Raw genomic sequence first — 17696 nt, 5'->3', positions numbered from 1 at the left:
TGGACCGACGCTGGCGAGCGTCGCGATCCTGCCGCGTAGCGCCACCCGATCGGGCCAGGTAAGCCATGATGGACGCGGCACCGACGGGCACCGGTATGGACAGGAGTCAGACTTGGCCGATTTCGTCGCGTCGATCGACCAGGGCACCACCAGCACCCGCTGCATCATCTTCGACCATGACGGTGCGGAGGTGGGCCGTCATCAACTCGAACACGAACAGATCCTGCCCCGAGCCGGCTGGGTGGAACACGATCCGTTCGAATTGTGGAACCACACCGCCGCGGTGCTGGTTTCGGCGCTCAACACCACCAAGCTGCACGCTTCGGACCTGGCGGCGCTGGGCATCGCCAACCAGCGCGAGACGACGGTGGTGTGGAACAAGAACACCGGGCAGCCCTACCACAATGCGATCGTCTGGCAAGACACCCGAACCGACGCCATCGCGGCGGCTCTGGAGCGTGACGGCCACGGCGAGGTGATCCGGCGCAAGGCGGGCCTGCCGCCGGCCACCTATTTCTCCGGCGGCAAGCTGCAGTGGATTCTGGACAACGTCGAGGGTGTGCGCGCCGATGCCGAACGGGGCGACGCGCTGTTCGGCACCTGCGACAGCTGGGTGCTGTGGAACCTGACCGGCGGGCCGCGCGGCGGCGTGCACCTGACCGACGTCACCAACGCCAGCCGCACCATGCTGATGAACCTCGAGACCCTGGACTGGGACGACGAACTGCTGGCGTTGTTCTCGATCCCGCGGTCGATGCTGCCGCGCATCACGGCGTCGTCGACGCGGCGCCGGCACGCGGTCACCGCGAGTACCGGGCCGTTGCGCGGCGAGGTGCCGATCGCCGGCGTCCTGGGCGATCAGCAGAGCGCCATGGTCGGCCAGGTGTGCTTGTCCGCGGGTGAGGCGAAGAACACGTACGGCACCGGAAACTTCTTGCTGCTCAACACCGGTGAGCAGATCGTCCGCTCCGACAACGGATTGTTGACCACGGTCTGCTACCAGTTCGGTGACGCCAAGCCGGTCTATGCGCTGGAGGGCTCGATCGCGGTCACCGGCTCCGCGGTGCAGTGGTTGCGCGACCAGCTGGGCATCATCAGCGGAGCCACGCAGGTTGAGTCCCTGGCCCGCCAGGTCGCCGACAACGGCGGAATGTACTTCGTGCCGGCGTTCTCCGGACTGTTTGCGCCGTACTGGCGTTCGGATGCGCGCGGTGCGATCGTCGGGCTGTCCCGCTTTAACACCAACGCACATCTGGCGCGGGCCACGCTGGAGGCGATCTGCTACCAGAGCCGGGATGTGGCCGAGGCGATGGAAGCCGATTCCGGTGTGCACCTGGGTGTTTTGAAGGTCGACGGTGGTATCACCGCCAACGACCTGTGTATGCAGATCCAAGCCGACGTGCTCGGTGTCGACGTGGTCAAACCGGTAGTGCCCGAAACCACCGCGCTGGGCGCGGCCTATGCGGCAGGCCTGGGCGTCGGGTTCTGGAAGGGGCCCGACGAACTGCGTGCCAATTGGCGCGAAGACCGGCGCTGGACCCCGAACTGGTCGGATGACCAGCGCGCCGAAGGCTATGCCGGGTGGCGAAAGGCCGTGCAGCGCACGCTGGACTGGGTCGAGTTGCCCTGAGGATGGCCGCACGCAAGCGGGTGCTGCCCGGCGCGCTCATTGCGCTGGTAGTGGTGGCAGCCGTCGGCTGGGCGTGGTGGCAGAACGGCGGTTTTTCGCAGCCGTCGGGTCCTTCTCCGGCTCCGACGCCGCCGACGCCGAGCGCGGCGCCGCTCGACCCGGGCTATGACGATGCCCGCCGCATGCTCGAAGCCCTACCGGTCAAGGGCTGGGATCGAGTGCAGGACTTCAAGCGCTACCGGTTCGGCGAGCGGTGGAGCGATGACGTCGACGTCGAATTCGGCCACAACGGCTGCAATACCCGCGACGACGTCTTGCGCCGCGACTTGGCGCAGGTCGAATTGCGACGGGGCACCTGCCTGGTGCAGCGCGGGGTCCTGCATGACCCGTACTCCGGCGAGACCATCGCGTTCGTCCGTGGTCCGGAGACATCCGACGCCGTGCAGGTCGACCATCTCGTGTCGTTGGCCGACGCCTGGTACAAGGGCGCCCGGTCTTGGGACGACAGGCGTCGCCGCGATTTCGCCAACGACCCCCGCAACCTGCTTGCGGTCAGCGCCCAGGCCAACTTTGACAAAGCATTCCGCGACGCCGCCGGCTGGCTGCCGGCGAACGTCGCGTTCGAATGCGAATTCGTAGCCCGTCAGATCACGGTCAAAACCGCGTACGGACTGTGGGTTTCATCCAACGAGAAGACCGCGATGCATCGGGTCCTTCGCCACTGCTGACGGTCGCGATCAGTCGGTTTCCCCGAGGATGCCGTAGATCTCCTTGCGGGCGCTGTTGACGATGTCGACGATGCGCTGCTGCTGTTCGGGCGTGGCTGCCTGGCCGGCCTGAGCGACGGCACCGAACAGCTGGCCGGTCGCGGTGCGCAGATTGATCTGCCCCGGGTCGGCGCCGTCGGCGATCTGCTCCCACGGTGGTGTCTCGATCGTCTCGGCGACCCCGCGGCCTTCTTCGGTCAATTCGAAAAGGCGCTTCTTACCGTCGGTTTCGGTGCCGGTGATCAGGCCCTCATCGACCAGCATCTGCAGGGTCGGGTAGACCGAGCCCGGACTGGGGCGCCACAGCCCTTGGCTGCGCTCGGCGATCTGCTGGATGATCTCGTAGCCGTGCATCGGGCCCTCGGCCAGCAGGGCCAGGATGGCCAGCCGCACGTCGCCGCGTCGGCCACGATTGCCGCGCCGGTGTCCACGGTGCCCGCCCGGACCGAAGCCGAAGCCGAAACCGGGACCGCCGGGTCCGAAACCCGGCCCGAAACCCGGACCGAATCCGTGCCGGAAATCCGGGCCGAACCCGGGGCCGGGGGCCTCGTGGCCGGGACCGAAGCCCAACGGAGCGCAGTGGTCGGCGGCTTGGTCGCGCAGCTGCCGGCGAAATTCGCGCCGGGCCTGCGGGCGCGCGATGTGTGCGGCGCGGCGCTGATGTGGCGACGCCGGGCCGAAACCGAATCCGAATCCGACCTGGTGTTCGGCATCGTCTGGGAAGGGCCCGCCGGGCGGACCGAAAGGGTTGTTCATGCGTACCTCATTGCTCCGGAAGGGGGAGCGCGATTCGCTCCCGATACGTTGACGATATATCGGGAACTATCGAGATGCAACGGTAGTGTCGATCCGGCCGACAGAATCGACACCATCCGAACGGGATTTATGGGCAACGGCATCCCCACGGGAAGCACCGCTGGCCGAGTCGATCGCCGGGGAGCTCGGGCCGGCGATCGGCAATGGCGTGCTAGCTCGGGGGAAAGAAGCCGCCCGCATTCGGTGGCGGCCACGGCGCCGGAGGCGGCGGGAAATACGGTCCGGGCGCTTGAGCCTGAAACCGCGCCAGTTCGCGTTGATGGCGTTCGGCCAGTACCGCAGCCAGCACCAGTTCGGGCGGGGCATCCGGGGGCGGTGGCGGTGAGATGTGCGCGAGTACGTCACCGGAGATCCGGTAGGCCATCATCTGGCGGGTGTGCGGGTCGAGCTGTGCGGCCCGGCCGAGGAATTGCCGTGCCAGTTCTGCGGATTCGGCACGCAGGCCCGACAACTGCAATGTCGACGCCCACCAGGCCAGCCCCGGCGGCATCATGGGCGGCGGCGTCGAGGCCGGCGCGCGTTCGCTGATCACGACGGTGCCGGCGAAGATGTCGCCCAGGCGCTTTCCGCGCGGCGACAGCAGGCTGCAGATCACCGCTGGGCTGCCGGTCAGTCCCCAGATCTCGATCACCGAGGCCAGCGCCCGAAAGAGGGCCTGCCGGAAGCGTTCCGGGCCGCCGTCATCGGAAACCACCCGCAGTCCCATCGCCATCTTGCCCAGCGACCGGCCCCGGGTGACGGTCTCCATGACGACGGGGTAACCGACCAAGAGCAGTACGGCGAAGATGATCATGACCGCCGTGGTCAAGGCGTCGTCGAACTGGCCGAGGGTGGTGGCCCACAGCACGATCGCGCAGAGGTAACCCACCATCACGACGGTGATGTCGATCAGCGCGCTGACCGCGCGCACCGGCAGTTGCGCGATCGCGATGTCGAGAACGACGGCGTCGCCGGTCACCAGCTCGGGGCCGCGGTTCGCCATAGCTCAGACGCTACTCGCCGAACCGGTGACATCGAGGCGCTCGCCGCCGTGCCCGATGGCGCGGACCTGCATCGCCCGGCTTCGCCGCTAGGCTCGGCGACGTGGATGTCGACGCCTTCGTGCTGACCCATCGACCGACCTGGGAACGGCTGGAGTCACTGGTCAAGAACCGGCGGCGGCTCACCGGAGCCGAGGTCGACGAACTGGTCGACCTCTATCAACGCGTGTCCACGCACCTGTCGGTGGTGCGCTCGTCGTCGTCGGACGCGGCGCTCATCGGCCGACTTTCCGCCCTGGTGGCGCGGGCGCGTGCGGCCGTCACCGGTGCTCATGCGCCGCTGGCCTCGGAGTTCGTCCGGTTCGTGACGGTGTCGTTCCCGGTTGTCGCCTACCGCGCCTGGCGGTGGTGGCTGGGCACCGCCGTGGTGTTCCTGGCGGTCTCGGCGGTCATCGCCTGCTGGGTGGCCGGCAATCCCGATGTGCAGGCGGTGATCGGCACCCCCGCCGAGATCGACCGGTTGGTCAACCATGACTTCGCCGCCTACTACAGCGATCACCCGGCAGGGTCGTTCGCGCTACAGGTCTGGGTGAACAACGCCTGGGTAGCCGCCCGTGCCATCGCGTTCGCGGTGCTGCTGGGCCTGCCGATACCGGCGCTGTTGTTCGCCAACGCGGCCAACGTCGGCTTGGCGCTCGGGCTGATGTTCCACGCCGGCCGGGGCGGTTTCATGCTGGGACTGCTTGCCCCGCACGGACTGCTGGAGCTGACGGCGGTGTTCCTGGCCGGCGCGGTGGGGATGCGTCTGGGCTGGGCGGTGATCGCCCCGGGCGATCGGCCCCGCACACAGGTGCTCGCCGAGCAGGGCCGGGCCGTCGTCGCGGTCGCGGTGGGGCTGGTCGTGGTGTTCGCCGTGGCCGGGCTGCTTGAGGCGGTGGTGACCCCGTCGCCGCTGCCGACGTGGCTGCGGGTCGGCATCGGCGTGCTGGTCGAGGCGGCGTTCCTGGCCTACGTGGTGTACTTCGGGCGCAAGGCGGTGGCCGCCGACGAGACCGGTGACATCGCCGATGCCCCCGACGTGGTGCCCACCGCCTAGCCCCGTCCTGCGCGAGCCGGCGGTCCCCCCGCCCTTGCGCGAACGTGCGTGTCTGCGCAGCGACACGCCGCAAATGGTGGCATTGTGCGCACGCTCGCGGCCGCGATCAGAGCCGCCCGGCGGCCTTCATCGCCAGATAGGCATCGGCCAGCGCCGGCGCCAGGTCCTCCGGTGGGGCGTCGATGACCTGCACGCCGCTGCGGCGCAACTGGGTTGCCACCGCACGGCGATCGTTGCGGGCTCGCTCGGCGGCGCCGGCGTCATAGACAGCGGCAGCGTCGCCGCGGCCCCGCGACAGCCGTTCCACCCGCGGATCGGCAACCGCGGCCAGGATCACCTGGTGTGCTGCAGTCAGTTTCGGCAATACCGGCAGCAGGCCCTCTTCCAGGGCGGAGGGGTTGAGATCGGTCAACAGCACTACCAGGTTCTGTCGCCGCGCCCGCCGGGACAAAGCGGCCAGCATCGCCGCCGCGTCGGATTCGACCAGCGCCGGTTGCAGTGGCGCCATCGCGTCGACCAACTGGGCGAACAGCCGGGTTCTCGACGCCCCGAACACCCCGGCCCGGGTCACAGAGTCGTGTGCGAGCAGATCGACGTGGTCGCCGGCGCGTAATGCCAATGCCGCCAACAACAGTGCGGCGTCCATCGACCAATCCAGCCGCGGCCAGCCCGCGGGGTCCCGCGCGGTCGGGTCGACCCCGATCCGGCCCGCCGCGGTCCGGCCGGTGTCGAGCACGATGACGACCCGCCGGTCACGCTCGGGCCGCCAGGTGCGCACCACGACGTCGGAGCGCCGCGCGGTGGCCCGCCAGTCGATCGAGCGCACGTCGTCGCCGACGACGTATTCGCGCAGTGAGTCGAACTCGCTGCCCTGACCGCGCACCAGCGCCGGAAGATTCCCGTCGATCTCGCGCAGCCGGGCCAACCGTGCCGGCAGGTGTCGGCGCGACAAGAACGGTGGGAGCACCCGCACGTTCCCGGGCACCTGCCGGGATCGCTGGCGTCCGGCCAGCCCCAATGGTCCGATCGAGCGCACGGTGACCCGGGCGGCCTGTTGGTCGCCGCGGCGGACCGGCCGTAGTTCGGTGACCAGCCGGTATTGCTGTCCGGCCGCCAGCTCCAGCGGATGGGAGTGCGGCGTGGCACAAGCGCTGGGCGGCCAGGAGTCACGTATCTGACCGCGGAATCGGCTGCCACCGTTGCCGATCCACAATGTCGTCAGCACCGTCTGGCCGAGCCGTGCCGCGTTGTCCATGGACCGTTCGATGCGCAACGTCGCGGGATCGGTCGTCAACGCGACATCGAGCACCACGGCCGAGATGAGCCCGGCCAGCAGCACCGTAAACGCCGCCGCCGGCCAGGGTGCCACCGTGATCGGCACGGCGCAAAGCAGTGCGATCAGCGCGGTGCGACCCGTCAGAATCACCAGCGCGGCACCGGAACCGAGGCCAGGATGGCATCGAGAACGCCGTCGGCGGTGGCGCCCTCGAGGTCGGCCTCCGGGCGCACCATCACCCGGTGCCGCAGCGTGGAGCGGGCCATCGCCTTGACGTCGTCGGGCGTCACGTAGTTGCGCCCGGACAGCCACGCCCACGACCGCGAGGTGGCCAGCAACGCGGTCGCACCGCGCGGCGAAACACCCAGTTGCAGGGCGGGGGAGCGCCGGGTCGCCGAGACCACGTCGACGATGTAGCCCAGCACCTGGTCTGCCACCAGGACCTGGCGCACCGCGGCGCGACCGGCCGCCAGGTCCTGCGCGCCGGCCACCCGGGCCACCGCGGACAGATCGTGCGGGTCAAAGCCCTGTGCATGCCGAGACAAGATGTCGATCTCGGCCTCGCGCACCGGCAGCGGCACGGTCAACTTGAGCAGGAACCGGTCGAGCTGGGCCTCCGGCAGCCGATAGGTGCCCTCGTACTCGATGGGGTTGGCAGTGGCGGCGACGATGAACGGGTCGGGTAGCGGCCTGGCCGCACCGTCGACGCTGACCTGCCCTTCCTCCATCGCCTCCAGCAGCGCCGCCTGGGTCTTGGGGGGCGTCCGGTTGATCTCGTCGGCCAGCAGCAGGTTGGTGAAGACCGGCCCGGGGCGGAACACGAACTCCGCGGTGTGGGTGTCGTAGACCAGCGAACCGGTGATATCGCCGGGCATCAGGTCCGGGGTGAACTGGACCCGTTTGAAGTCCAGCTGCAACGCGGCGCTCAGAGTGCGGACCAGCAGTGTTTTCGCCACGCCCGGGACGCCTTCGAGCAGCACATGGCCGCGGCATAACAGTGCGATCACCAGGCCGCTGACCACGGCGTCCTGGCCGACAACAACCTTGGCGACTTCGCTGCGCAACGCCAGCAACGCCTCGCGGGCCGCGGCAGCAGCCGGATTCTCGGCGGGAGTGTGAGTCACGAGTCGGTGACCTGCCTTTCGATGTCGTCGAGTGCGTGGGCCAGGGCGACCAGGGCATCGTCGGAATCCGGAGGTGGTCCGAACAGTAAGTGCCCGAGCCAGTCCGGGTGGGCGCCGATCCGCGCCGACACTGCGGCGATCAGCGTGGGTGGCTCTGGTCCCGGGCCCAATCCCAGTCGTGGAGCCAGTCGGCGCAGGGCCGCAGTGCGCAGCGCGGCGGCGGCTCGGTCCCGGGCCCGGTGGGAGCGGTAGAGCCGGCCAAGCCCCTCGACGGCCTCCGATGCGCGGACGACGACGGGCAGTGGCTCGGCGACCAGGGGGCCCAGTCGGCGGCCCTTCCACACGGCGGCCAGTGCCAGCGCCACACACAACTGCCAGAACAGCCATCGCACGTTCGACGGGATCATGCCGGAAATCGCTGCCTTCCCCGACCTTGCGCCTTGAACATGTTGGGGCGCATACCAGATCAGGCGATCTGAGGTGCCGGCAAGATTCATCGCCAGTGCGGCGTTGCCCGCGCGGGCCAGGTCGGCGTTGGTCATGAAGGTCTCACTGCCGATCACGGTGATGGTCCGCTTGCCGTCTCGATAGCGCACCAGGGCGCCGTCGTAGCAGCTGTCCACCGAATGGCCTTGGACCGCAGCGTAGGTCGCGGTGGTACGCAGGTCCACTTCTCCCGCCCGTTGCGCCTCGCGCAGGCTGCAACCGGGCTGGTGGGTGTATGCCCGGGCCGGCCCGGACCGGATGCCCGGTGCCAGGGCCTTGCGGGCCAGGGCATCGGGTGCCACCAGTAGCAGGTCGCCCGGCAGATCGGCCAGCCGGTTCATCAGCTCACTGCCGGCGATGCGCGGGGTCTGGGCCACCAGCACCAGCGTGTCGGGACGCGCCTGCAGCGCAACGTCATCGACGGTTCCGGCGGGCACAACCTCCACTCCGCGGTGACGCAGCAGCGCCACCAGCGCATGCGCGCCCTCGGGCCCGGTGGCATTGGGATCCATTCGGCCGCCGGGCCGCGGTGTGGTCAGGTAGGCGCCCACCGCCGAAACCGCCACGATCACAGCCAAGGCCGCGGCGACCCACAGCCACGTCCGCCGCCGGGTTCTCATCGGAACTGCCGTGCCGGTGTTGTGGCCCGCATCCGCTCGTCCAGGTCTGCGACGATCCGATATCCCTCCGGGGTCGCGGGCAGCTCGCCGTAGCTGACGTCATTGAATATCTCGGCGGCCCGGAACAACTCACCGGCCAGAACCGGTAGCGCCGTACCGGCGTCGCGGGCCAGTTCGGTGGCGGTACGGCCCGTGGCGGGATGCAAGACCCCGGTCTCCTCGAGTTGGCGAGCCACCGCCCGCAGTCGGTGCCGGATCGCTTCGACCCAATCCCCCGCTGCGGCATGCCGTTGCGCAGCGGCGCGGTGTTCGGCGGCACTGAGTTGCATTGCGCCGTACAACGGGTCGCCGCGGCGGCCATCGTGCAGCATCCGGCGGCTGACGTGGACGGCAGTCACCACGGCCGCCGCGAGGACGATCAGCAGCAGGCTGATGGTGAACCACCCGCCCGGCAACTCCGCACCCTTGAGCACCAGCCGCCGTACCAGCGTCTCGATGAAGTCGAGGAACTGTTGTTTGGGCGACGGCCGCGGGTACATCGGTTTTGCCAGCTCGCGTTCGGCCGCCTCGCGGGCGGCTTCGCGGTCGACGTCGACGGTGGGCACCCGGGGTCCTTACCCCGGGGGCCGGGTCAGCCAGAGGTTGTCGGTCCACCCGGCGCCGTAGGGCCCACCGGTTGCGCCGGTGCGCAACACCAGGTCGAACGCCTCGCCCCGGATACGGCGGTCGGTGTACAGCAGTACCGACACCCCGGCGCTGAAGGGCAGCACGATGATCTGACCGATCGTCGTTCCGATCCGGGAGAACAGGCTCAACTGTGCTCCGCCGGTCAGGGCGTCGGTGCCGTGGGTGACGATCATCCCGAAGATGTTGAAGGGAAACGCCACCGCACTGCTGATCAGGGAGACGATCAGTGCGGTCAGCGCCATGATGCCCAGCACCCGCCAGAAACTGTTGCGTACCAAGTAGAACGAGCGCCGCATCGCTTCGAACACGGGTTGACGCTCCAGCACGATCACGGTCGGCGCGAAGACCAGCACGGTGTAGCCGTAGGCCAATGCTGCGATCAGTGCCGGTACCAGCGGCACAGCGATCAACACGGCAGCGCCGGTGCCGCCGGCCCCGGCGGCGAAGGTGACCAAGGCGGCCGCGAAGCCACACAGCACCGCCGCGGCCAGGCCGATCAGGGCGGTCAGACCGATCAGCGGACCGAAGCGGTCGCGGACGCTCGCCCAGGCTTCGGCGATGGTGATCGGCGACCCGAACACCGCGCGACCGACCACGACGGTCAGCAGGCCGGTCAACACGATGGTGCCCAGGGCGGTCACGATGGCCGCGCCGACAGAACCGGTCAGCCACGCCGCCACGTCGCCGCCGGACAGCTCCGAGGACGACCTGCCCGGGCCCGACGGGCCGAGCGCCGACAGCAGGCCGAACAGGGCGATCCCGCTGATGATCTGGGTGGCCACCACGACCACGGCGGTGAGCCCGAGGACGGTCTTGGGGTTGGCCCGGATGTAGCCGACCGCACCGTTGTAGATGTCGGTGAGGCTCAGTGGGCGCAGTGGAATGATGCCGGGCTTGAGTTCCGGCTGCGGATAGCCCTGCGGGGGGCCGTATCCCGGCGGCGGGCCGTAGCCGGGTGGGGGACCGTAGCCCGGGGCCGGGGGACCATAGCCGACCGGCGGTGGGCCGTAGCCAGGCGGCGGGCCGTAGCCCGGAGGGGGTGGGCCGTAGCCCGGCGCTGGCGGTCCGTAGCCGGGCGGCGGGCCGTAGCCGGGCGGCGGGCCGTAGCCCGGAGGTGGCGGGCCGTAGCCGGGAGGCGGAAAACCGGGTCCGGGGTAGCCGGGCGGAGGCGGATTCACCATGTGGCTGAGCGTAGCGTTATGGGGCATGGCGGAACTCAAATCCCAGTTGCGTACCGATCTGACGGCGTCGATGAAGGCGCAGGACAAGCTGCGCACCGCAACCCTGCGAATGTTGTTGGCCGCGATTCAGGCTGAAGAGGTCGCCGGAAAACAGGCCCGGGAACTGACCGACGAGGACGTCTTGAAGGTGCTGGCGCGCGAGGCCCGCAAGCGTGCGGAGTCCGCGACCATCTACACCCAGAACGGCCGGGGCGACCTCGCCGCCGAAGAGCACGCCGAGGCCCGGATCATCGACGAGTACTTACCTGCGCCGCTCAGCGACGCCGAACTGGCCGACGTCGTCGACACCGCGCTGGCCCAGGTCGCCGAGGCGATCGGGGAGCGGCCGCACATGAAGCACATGGGTCAGGTGATGAAGGCCGCCACCGCGATCGCCGCGGGCAAGGCCGACGGTTCGCGGCTGTCGGCCGCGGTCCGGGACCGGCTCTAGCGATAGCCCGCGGCATCGGCGCCGATCAAGGCGGTAGCACGCAGACCAATTTCGGCATTGGCCGTGATTGATGTAGCCAGCACGGAGGGGAAGGGCCCGGACTGGCCGCCATCGAGGCCGAATTTCGGTATCGATGTCGCCGAGTCGTCAACACCGCTCAGTCGTGGTTGAAATGTGCCGAAAGCGCAATCAGGATCGTCACGATGACGAGAATGACGATGATGGGAAGCGCCCACGGGAGTACCGCTTCGATCACCACACCAGCATAGGCCGGTTTCGGCTGGCAGTAGCCCGGCCGAGTGGAAGCGCATAGGCCAGGTGGTGAAGGCCGCCACCGCGATCGGCGCGGTCCGCGAACGGCTCTAGGAACCGGTTGCCGGCAGCTGCCAGCCCGTCAGAGCGGCGATGAAGCTGTCGGGGTCGGTAACGCTGACGTAGAGAACGCGGACCGGCCTGTTGAACCAGCCGGCCGTCGGCGCTTTGCTGGGTTTGACGGCGTGGGTCAGCCGTATCTGGACCACGCCGTGCCGGGATCCGTTGACCAGCCAGCCATTACACGCCTGATGGACCCCCCAGCCCCACATGCGTTCCGGTGCCGGCCGGGCGGATTCGATGTTGTCCAACGCGATGTCCATGGCGAAGGCCCATCCGCTGCGGACTTGCAGCAGCCCGTCGGCCACCCGGATGCTCGCCCGCCCGGGCCCCAGGCCCAACGCGGACGCCAGTGGTCGATACCACCGGTCATAGCGCATCGGGAAGTCCACAGCAGACATTGTCTACGGCTAAGGAGCCTGGTGGACCGGTTTCGATACAACCAGTAACCGAAGGGCGTCCGCTATTCCGCTTGGCGGAAGTAAGGCTCAACCGTGCCGCTGAGCTTGACGACCATCGGATTTCCGCGGCGATCCTTGGCGGTAGGGACTTCCACCCGCACCCAACCTTCGGCCACGTTGTATTCGTACACGTTGGTCTTCTCGACGCCATTGAAGCGAATGCCGACGCCGCGGAGGAGCGTCTCTTCGTCATAGAAGGCGCTGCCCGGATCGATGGAGAGGTGATTCGGTGGAACGTCTGTGTTCTGATCCTCGGACAAGATGATGGCCTTCGTCGAATGCTGCGGGAAGTTCGTGGATTTGATTCGCTAAGAAACCTACGTGACCAAGGCTGGCTGGATGAAATCACGGCCAACCCAGGTCGCCGGGCCCGACCCAACTGCGGACCACGACGAGAAAGGGCTCCGACTGGATTGACCAGTCAGAGCCCTCTACCTGCAACAACATGAGTCGGGGTGGCGGGATTCGAACCCACGACCTCTTCGTCCCGAACGAAGCACGCTACCAAGCTGCGCCACACCCCGTGTGAAGCCACGACAGCGTATCGCACCGCGCCGCCGGTCACCCAAACGCCCAGTTCAACCAACATCGAGGCCCAGCTCACTAGCTCCCGAGAGCATGAAACGCCCCACATTCCGGCGTGTGGAGCTCGCAAACATAGGCGGACTTAGGCAGACTGACTAACAAGGTTTAGCGCAAAGGGAGTCAAATCATGACGCTGTTAGGCGGAGCGGTGTATGCCGGTTTCTTCGCTCTGGCTGCGGTGTGGCTGGTGGCCACCAACCCCGACGCAGCCGAAGAGCGGGCTCAGGCGAACGCGAACCGGCAGGACCTCTCGAACTCGGCCAGAACGGCCGCCGGGCCCGTCGGATCGAGCCCTTGCTGCGCCAGCCAGTCGTCGTTGTAATAGGTGTCGGCGTAGCGGTCGCCGCTGTCGGCCAGCACGGTGATCACCGATCCGCTGCGCCCGTCGGAAACCATCTCGGCCAGTAGCGCAAACGCACCCCAGACATTGGTGCCGGTCGAGGCACCCACCCGACGGCCCAAGACCGCGCTGACGTGCCGCGCAGTGGCCACCGAGGCGGCATCGAGCACCGTTACCATCCGGTCCACCACGTCGGGCAGGAACGACGGTTCCACCCGCGGCCGGCCGATGCCTTCGATCCGCGACGATTCCTCGACCACGACGTCGTAGCGGCACTGTGAGTAGGCCGGGTAGAAGGCCGAATTCTCCGGGTCGACCACGCACAGCCGGGTGGCGTGCCGGCGATACCGGATGTAGCGGCCGATCGTCGCGCTGGTGCCGCCGGTGCCGGCCCCCACCACGATCCACTCCGGGATCGGATGGGCTTCCTCGCGCATCTGGGAGTACATCGACTCCGCGATGTTGTTGTTGCCGCGCCAGTCGGTGGCGCGTTCGGCGTTAGTGAACTGGTCCAGGTAGTGCCCGCCGGTATCGGCGGCGATCCGCTCCGCTTCGGCGTAGACGTCGGCCGCATGCGTCACGAAATGGCAGCGTCCACCCTGCGCCTCGATCAGAGCCACTTTCGACGCACTCGTCGAGGCCGGCATGACCGCGACGAACGGTAGCCCCAGCAGCGCCGCGAAGTAGGCCTCGGACACCGCGGTAGACCCCGAGGACGCCTCGACCACCGTGGTGCCCTCGGCGATCCGGCCGTTGCACAGCCCGTAGAGGAACAGTGAGCGGGCCAGCCGGTGCTTGAGGCTGCCGGTGATGTGGGTGGTCTCGTCTTTGAGGTACAGCGCTACGTCGGCTTCGGCGGCCCACGCCGAGGGCAGCGGGTAACGCAGCAGATGGGTGTCGGCGCTGCGCCGCGCGTCGGCTTCGATCAGCCGGATCGCGTTGTCGGCCCAGAGCCGTGGATGCCCGTGGTCGGCGATCCGCCCAGTCAACGGGCCGACACGGAGGGCTGGGTCGAGCCGCGGATGAGCTGCGAATCGTCACCGCCGGTCGGCGCGGCCACCAGGGTCAGCAGGCTGGCTTCGGGGCGGCAGGCGAACCGCACCGGCGCGAACGGCGAGGTGCCGATTCCCGCCGAGACATGCAGGCGCATGTGCGCACCCCACTGTGACGGTCCCTTGACCCGCGAGCGATCCAGTCCGCAGTTGGTCACCAGTGCGCCGTAGAACGGCACGCACAGCTGGCCGCCGTGGGTGTGTCCGGCCATCACCAGCTGATACCCGTCGCCGGCGAACCGATCGAGCACGCGTGGCTCCGGCGAATGGGTCAGCCCCAAGCGCAGATCGGCGGTCAGGTCGGACGGACCGGCGATGGTGTCGTAGCGGTCCCGCTCGATGTGTGGGTCGTCGACGCCGGCCGCGGCGATCCGATGTCCGGCCACGTCGAATTCGCGACGGTTGTGGGTCAGGTCCAGCCAGCCGCGCTCGGTGAACGCCGCGCGCAGGTCCTGCCACGGGAGCGGGACGCCGTGGACCCGATGCGTCGGCTTGGTCAGGTACTTCGCCGGGTTCTTCAGTCGCGGTCCGAAGTAGTCGTTGCTGCCGAACACGAACACTCCCGGCACCGACAGCAGATCACCCAGGGCCTGAACCACCGCCGGCACCGCCTTCGGATGCGCGAGGTTGTCGCCGGTGTTGACCACCAAGTCCGGCTCCAGGCGCACCAGCTCCCGCAGCCAGGCCTGTTTGCGGCGCTGGCCGGGACGCATGTGGATGTCGCTGATGTGCAGCACCCGCAGCGGTGAGGAGCCGGGAGCCAGCACCGGCATCGTCGCCTCGCGCACCACGAACGCGTTGCGTTCGATGATCGCGCCATAGCCGATAGCGAGGGCCGCCGGTCCGAGCGCCGCCGAAGCGGCGACGACAGACCGGGTCAGGGCAGGTGAGGCAGCCATGGCGTTCAGACTACTGCGCCCGGACCGCGTCGCCGCGACTACGGCGGCGGCGCAGGGGGTGGCAGCAGCGGAATGGTGATCGGGGGCAAGCCGGGAATCTCCACCACCGTCGACCCCACCGGTCCGAGCGGCGGCAGGCCGTCGGGTGGCGGTGGCGGTGGCGGTGGGATGCCGTTGCTGACGTCGATGGTGATGATCGAACCGGGAATGGTCTGCCCACTCGGTGACGTACCGACGACGGCACCGGAACGGGCGCTGCTGTTGACCCAGTTCGGCTGGTCGGCGACCTGGAACCCGACTTCCTTCAGGCGCGCCCGGGCGGCGTCCACGTCCAGGCCGGTGACGCTGGGCACCCGTGAGTTGGGACCGCCGTCGACGTACCGCGGATCGGTCGGCGGCATGATGACATCGCCGAAGTCGTTGGCGATCGGTTTCATTGCCGCAAACCAGGTCCGGGCCGGCTCGTTGCCGCCGTAGAGGTCGCCGTCCCCACAGTGCCGCAGCGGGAACGAGCACAGGTCGCCGGGCGAGAGGGAGTCGTCGAAGATGTAGTTGGCGGCGGCGTAGCGGTTGGTGAAGCCCAGGAAGCCCGACGAGCGGTGCGCCTCGGTGGTGCCGGTCTTGCCCGCCATCGGCAGGTCCCAGCCCACCGAACCGGCGGCGGGCGCCGCGGTGCCGCCACCTTGGATGTCCTTGCTCAAGGCGTTGGCCATGGTGTTCGCGAGCCCTTCGGGAACCACTCGCTCACAGGTCTCGGTGGTCACGGCCACCTCGTTGCCGTTGCGGTCGAAGACCTTGTCGATCGGGTTCGGCGGGCACCAGACGCCGCCGGAGGCCAAGGTGGCGGCAACGTTGGACAGCTCCAGCGCGTTGACCTCGATCGGGCCCAGGGTGAACGAGCCCAGGTTCTGCCGTTTGACGAAATCGGCCAGGCTCTCGCTGCTGTCCGGGTCGTAGTCGCGGGCGGTGCCCGGATCGGCATAGGAACGCAAGCCCAGTTTGATCGCCATGTCCACGGTGCGGCCGACACCGACCTGGGAGATCAGCTTTGCGAACGCGGTGTTGGGCGAGGTCGCCAGCGCGGTGGAGACGTTCATCGGCGACCGGTAGGGGGCGACGTTGACCACACACCAGGTCTCCTTGGGGCAGCCCTTGGCGCCGCCTGAGCCCATGCCCTTGGTCTGGAACCGGCCGGGCACTTCGAGGTCGGCGCTGATCCCCATGCCCATCTCCAGTGCCGCTGCCACGGTGAAGGTCTTGAAGATGGATCCGGCGCCGTCGCCGACCAGCGAGAAAGGTTGCGGCCGCATGGTTTCGCCGAGGTCGGCGTTGAGCCCGTAGGTGCGGTTGCTGGCCATCGCCAGCACCGGGTGTGCGTCGCTGCCGGGCTTGATCACGCTCATCACGCTGGCGATGCCCTGCACGTTGGGGTTGGCGAAGCTGTCGATCGCCTCTTTGATCGGGGCCTGCACGTCGGGGTCCAGCGTGGTGTGGATGACGTAGCCGCCGCGGGCCACCTGTTCCTTGCTGATCCCGGCCCGCGTCAGGTACTCCTGCACGTAGTCGCAGAAGAAGGCCCGGTCGCCGGCCGCGATGCAGCCCCGCGGCAGCTCGTTGGGCTGCGGCAGGATGCCCAGTGGCTCGGCCTTGGCCGCTCGCAGCGCGTCGGCCTCACCGGGGATGTTTTCGATCATCGTGTCCAGCACCAGGTTCCGTCGCGCCAGTGCGCCCTCGGGATTGGTGTAGGGGTTCAGCGTGCTGGTCGACTGCACCATGCCGGCCAGCAGGGCCGACTGCTGCCAGTTCAGGTCCGCGGCGTCGACACCGAAGTAGGTCTGGGCGGCGTCCTGGATGCCGAACGAGTTGTTGCCGAATGAGACCAGGTTCAGGTAGCGGGTCAGGATCTGCGGCTTGGTGAAGGTCCGGTCCAGGGTGAGCGCCATCCGGATCTCGCGGAGCTTGCGCGCGGGGGTGGTCTCGATCGCGGCACGCTTCTCGGCGTCGGTCTGGGCCAGCACCAGCAGTTGGTAGTTCTTGATGTACTGCTGCTCCAGCGTCGACCCGCCGCGGGTGTCGATGTCCCCGGAGGCGTAGCCGGCCAGCCCGGTCAGCGTCCCCTTCCAGTCCACCCCGCTGTGCTCGGCGAACCGCTTGTCCTCGATGGAGACGATCGCCAGCTTCATCGTGTCGGCGATCTTGTCGCTGGGCACCTCGAACCGGCGCTGCGAGTACAGCCATGCGATCGTGTTGCCCTTGGCGTCGACCATCGTGGACACCGCGGGCACGTCACCGCTGACCAGCTGGGCCGACCCGTTGGCCACCACGTCGGAGGCGCGGTTGGACATCAGGCCGACACCGCCGGCGACGGGAAACAGCAGCGCCGCGAGCAGCACGGCGGCGAGCAGACAACACCCGGCCAGTTTGAGCACAGTAGGGCCGGTCGGGGGGCGCTCCGACATGGCTACACACTAGCGGTGGTCGCAAGCGCGGCTGAGCCGGGCGATCGGGGCACTCACCTACCTGCGGTGTGGGCCCACCCGCTTGCGGGGGACGGGCCACCGCCATCAACCCGGCCCCGGGGCAGGCGGGCGCTCGCCGAAGACGCCGAAGACCGTGGGTGCCCGGGCCGATTTAACTGACATAGGCGTCAAAAACTGTCGCGTTCAGGCAAGGCTTTGCTGCTGATGGCGGCGCAGATCATGATCGGACGGCACGGTTGTCCCAAAAAAGTGCCGGTCAACCTGTTGCGCAGACAGCACCTGACCACCTAACTTGGACATCAAGTGCGATTCAGGTAACACTGATGACACGATGTGGCGTAGATCGCAATGTTG

General features: G+C 68.5%; 16 protein-coding genes and 1 tRNA gene. 4 read left to right on the top strand and 13 right to left on the bottom strand.

The window, feature by feature from the left end; all coding sequences use genetic code 11:
- Positions 1-112 precede the first annotated feature (112 nt).
- Both glpK and ACKY0W_RS20365 read left to right on the top strand, forming a co-directional pair.
- Entirely contained in the window at positions 113-1630 is a 1518-nt protein-coding gene (gene glpK / locus ACKY0W_RS20370; protein ID WP_409435547.1) for a glycerol kinase GlpK, read from the top strand.
- 2 nt (positions 1631-1632) lie between these two features.
- Positions 1633-2358, top strand: coding sequence for an HNH endonuclease family protein (locus ACKY0W_RS20365; RefSeq protein ID WP_409435546.1), 726 nt, complete (start codon positions 1633-1635; stop codon positions 2356-2358).
- A 9-nt stretch (positions 2359-2367) separates the two neighbouring features.
- Here the strand turns inward: ACKY0W_RS20365 and ACKY0W_RS20360 are convergent, their stop codons facing one another.
- Together ACKY0W_RS20360 and ACKY0W_RS20355 are read right to left on the bottom strand one after the other, a co-directional pair.
- Complete coding sequence (locus tag ACKY0W_RS20360) at positions 2368-3153, bottom strand: PadR family transcriptional regulator (RefSeq protein ID WP_409435545.1); 786 nt, start codon at positions 3151-3153, stop codon at positions 2368-2370.
- 211 nt (positions 3154-3364) lie between these two features.
- Positions 3365-4195, bottom strand: a complete 831-nt coding sequence (locus tag ACKY0W_RS20355; protein WP_409435544.1) for an RDD family protein — start codon at positions 4193-4195, stop codon at positions 3365-3367.
- A gap of 101 nt (positions 4196-4296) precedes the next feature.
- On the opposite strand from ACKY0W_RS20355, the gene ACKY0W_RS20350 reads away from it, so the two are divergent.
- Positions 4297-5289 carry a stage II sporulation protein M gene (locus ACKY0W_RS20350; RefSeq protein ID WP_409435543.1) on the top strand — a complete coding sequence of 331 codons (993 nt, stop codon included), beginning with the start codon at positions 4297-4299 and terminating at the stop codon, positions 5287-5289.
- Between the two features lie 106 nt (positions 5290-5395).
- Here ACKY0W_RS20350 and ACKY0W_RS20345 read toward each other — a convergent pair whose 3' ends face one another.
- From ACKY0W_RS20345 to ACKY0W_RS20325, 5 genes are read right to left on the bottom strand one after another with little or no spacing between them, the layout of a single operon-like run.
- Entirely contained in the window at positions 5396-6715 is a 1320-nt protein-coding gene (locus ACKY0W_RS20345) for a DUF58 domain-containing protein (RefSeq protein ID WP_409435542.1), read from the bottom strand.
- Positions 6712-7689, bottom strand: coding sequence for an AAA family ATPase (locus ACKY0W_RS20340; protein ID WP_409435541.1), 978 nt, complete (start codon positions 7687-7689; stop codon positions 6712-6714). Before ACKY0W_RS20340 ends, ACKY0W_RS20345 begins: the two co-directional genes overlap by 4 nt.
- On the bottom strand, positions 7686-8795 hold the full coding sequence (locus ACKY0W_RS20335) for a DUF4350 domain-containing protein (RefSeq protein ID WP_409435540.1): 1110 nt from the start codon (positions 8793-8795) through the stop codon (positions 7686-7688). The genes ACKY0W_RS20340 and ACKY0W_RS20335 overlap by 4 nt, the downstream gene beginning before the upstream one ends.
- A complete protein-coding gene (locus ACKY0W_RS20330) occupies positions 8792-9400 on the bottom strand; it encodes a DUF4129 domain-containing protein (protein ID WP_409435539.1) in 609 nt (202 codons plus the stop codon). The genes ACKY0W_RS20335 and ACKY0W_RS20330 overlap by 4 nt, the downstream gene beginning before the upstream one ends.
- A 9-nt stretch (positions 9401-9409) precedes the next feature.
- Positions 9410-10663 (bottom strand): hypothetical protein, encoded by a 1254-nt coding sequence (locus ACKY0W_RS20325; RefSeq protein ID WP_409435538.1) that lies wholly within the window; start codon positions 10661-10663, stop codon positions 9410-9412.
- A 25-nt stretch (positions 10664-10688) separates the two neighbouring features.
- Here ACKY0W_RS20325 and ACKY0W_RS20320 point away from each other — a divergent pair, with 25 nt between their 5' ends.
- Positions 10689-11153 (top strand): GatB/YqeY domain-containing protein, encoded by a 465-nt coding sequence (locus ACKY0W_RS20320; RefSeq protein ID WP_406756842.1) that lies wholly within the window; start codon positions 10689-10691, stop codon positions 11151-11153.
- A gap of 362 nt (positions 11154-11515) precedes the next feature.
- Here ACKY0W_RS20320 and ACKY0W_RS20315 read toward each other — a convergent pair whose 3' ends face one another.
- The 6 genes from ACKY0W_RS20315 to ponA2 form a co-directional block, all read right to left on the bottom strand.
- A complete protein-coding gene (locus ACKY0W_RS20315; protein ID WP_409435537.1) occupies positions 11516-11926 on the bottom strand; it encodes a hypothetical protein in 411 nt (136 codons plus the stop codon).
- Positions 11927-11988: 62 nt separating this feature from the next.
- A complete protein-coding gene (locus ACKY0W_RS20310) occupies positions 11989-12246 on the bottom strand; it encodes a DUF3297 family protein (RefSeq protein WP_409435536.1) in 258 nt (85 codons plus the stop codon).
- A gap of 190 nt (positions 12247-12436) precedes the next feature.
- Positions 12437-12510, bottom strand: a tRNA-Pro gene (locus ACKY0W_RS20305).
- A gap of 283 nt (positions 12511-12793) precedes the next feature.
- A complete protein-coding gene (locus ACKY0W_RS20300; RefSeq protein ID WP_409435535.1) occupies positions 12794-13900 on the bottom strand; it encodes a PLP-dependent cysteine synthase family protein in 1107 nt (368 codons plus the stop codon).
- Entirely contained in the window at positions 13897-14862 is a 966-nt protein-coding gene (locus ACKY0W_RS20295; protein WP_406756846.1) for a metallophosphoesterase, read from the bottom strand. The genes ACKY0W_RS20300 and ACKY0W_RS20295 overlap by 4 nt, the downstream gene beginning before the upstream one ends.
- Positions 14863-14900: 38 nt before the next feature.
- The gene (gene ponA2, locus ACKY0W_RS20290; RefSeq protein WP_409435534.1) at positions 14901-17321 is read right to left on the bottom strand and encodes a transglycosylase/D,D-transpeptidase PonA2; all 2421 of its coding nucleotides are present in this window, start codon (positions 17319-17321) and stop codon (positions 14901-14903) included.
- Positions 17322-17696 lie beyond the last annotated feature (375 nt).

Origin of the sequence: Mycobacterium sp. SMC-14, from assembly GCF_046250075.1 — a bacterium.
Taxonomy (GTDB): Bacteria; Actinomycetota; Actinomycetes; order Mycobacteriales; family Mycobacteriaceae; genus Mycobacterium.
Note: the sequence above shows the minus strand (reverse complement) of the source record. Positions and strands in the feature narration are given on the sequence as shown.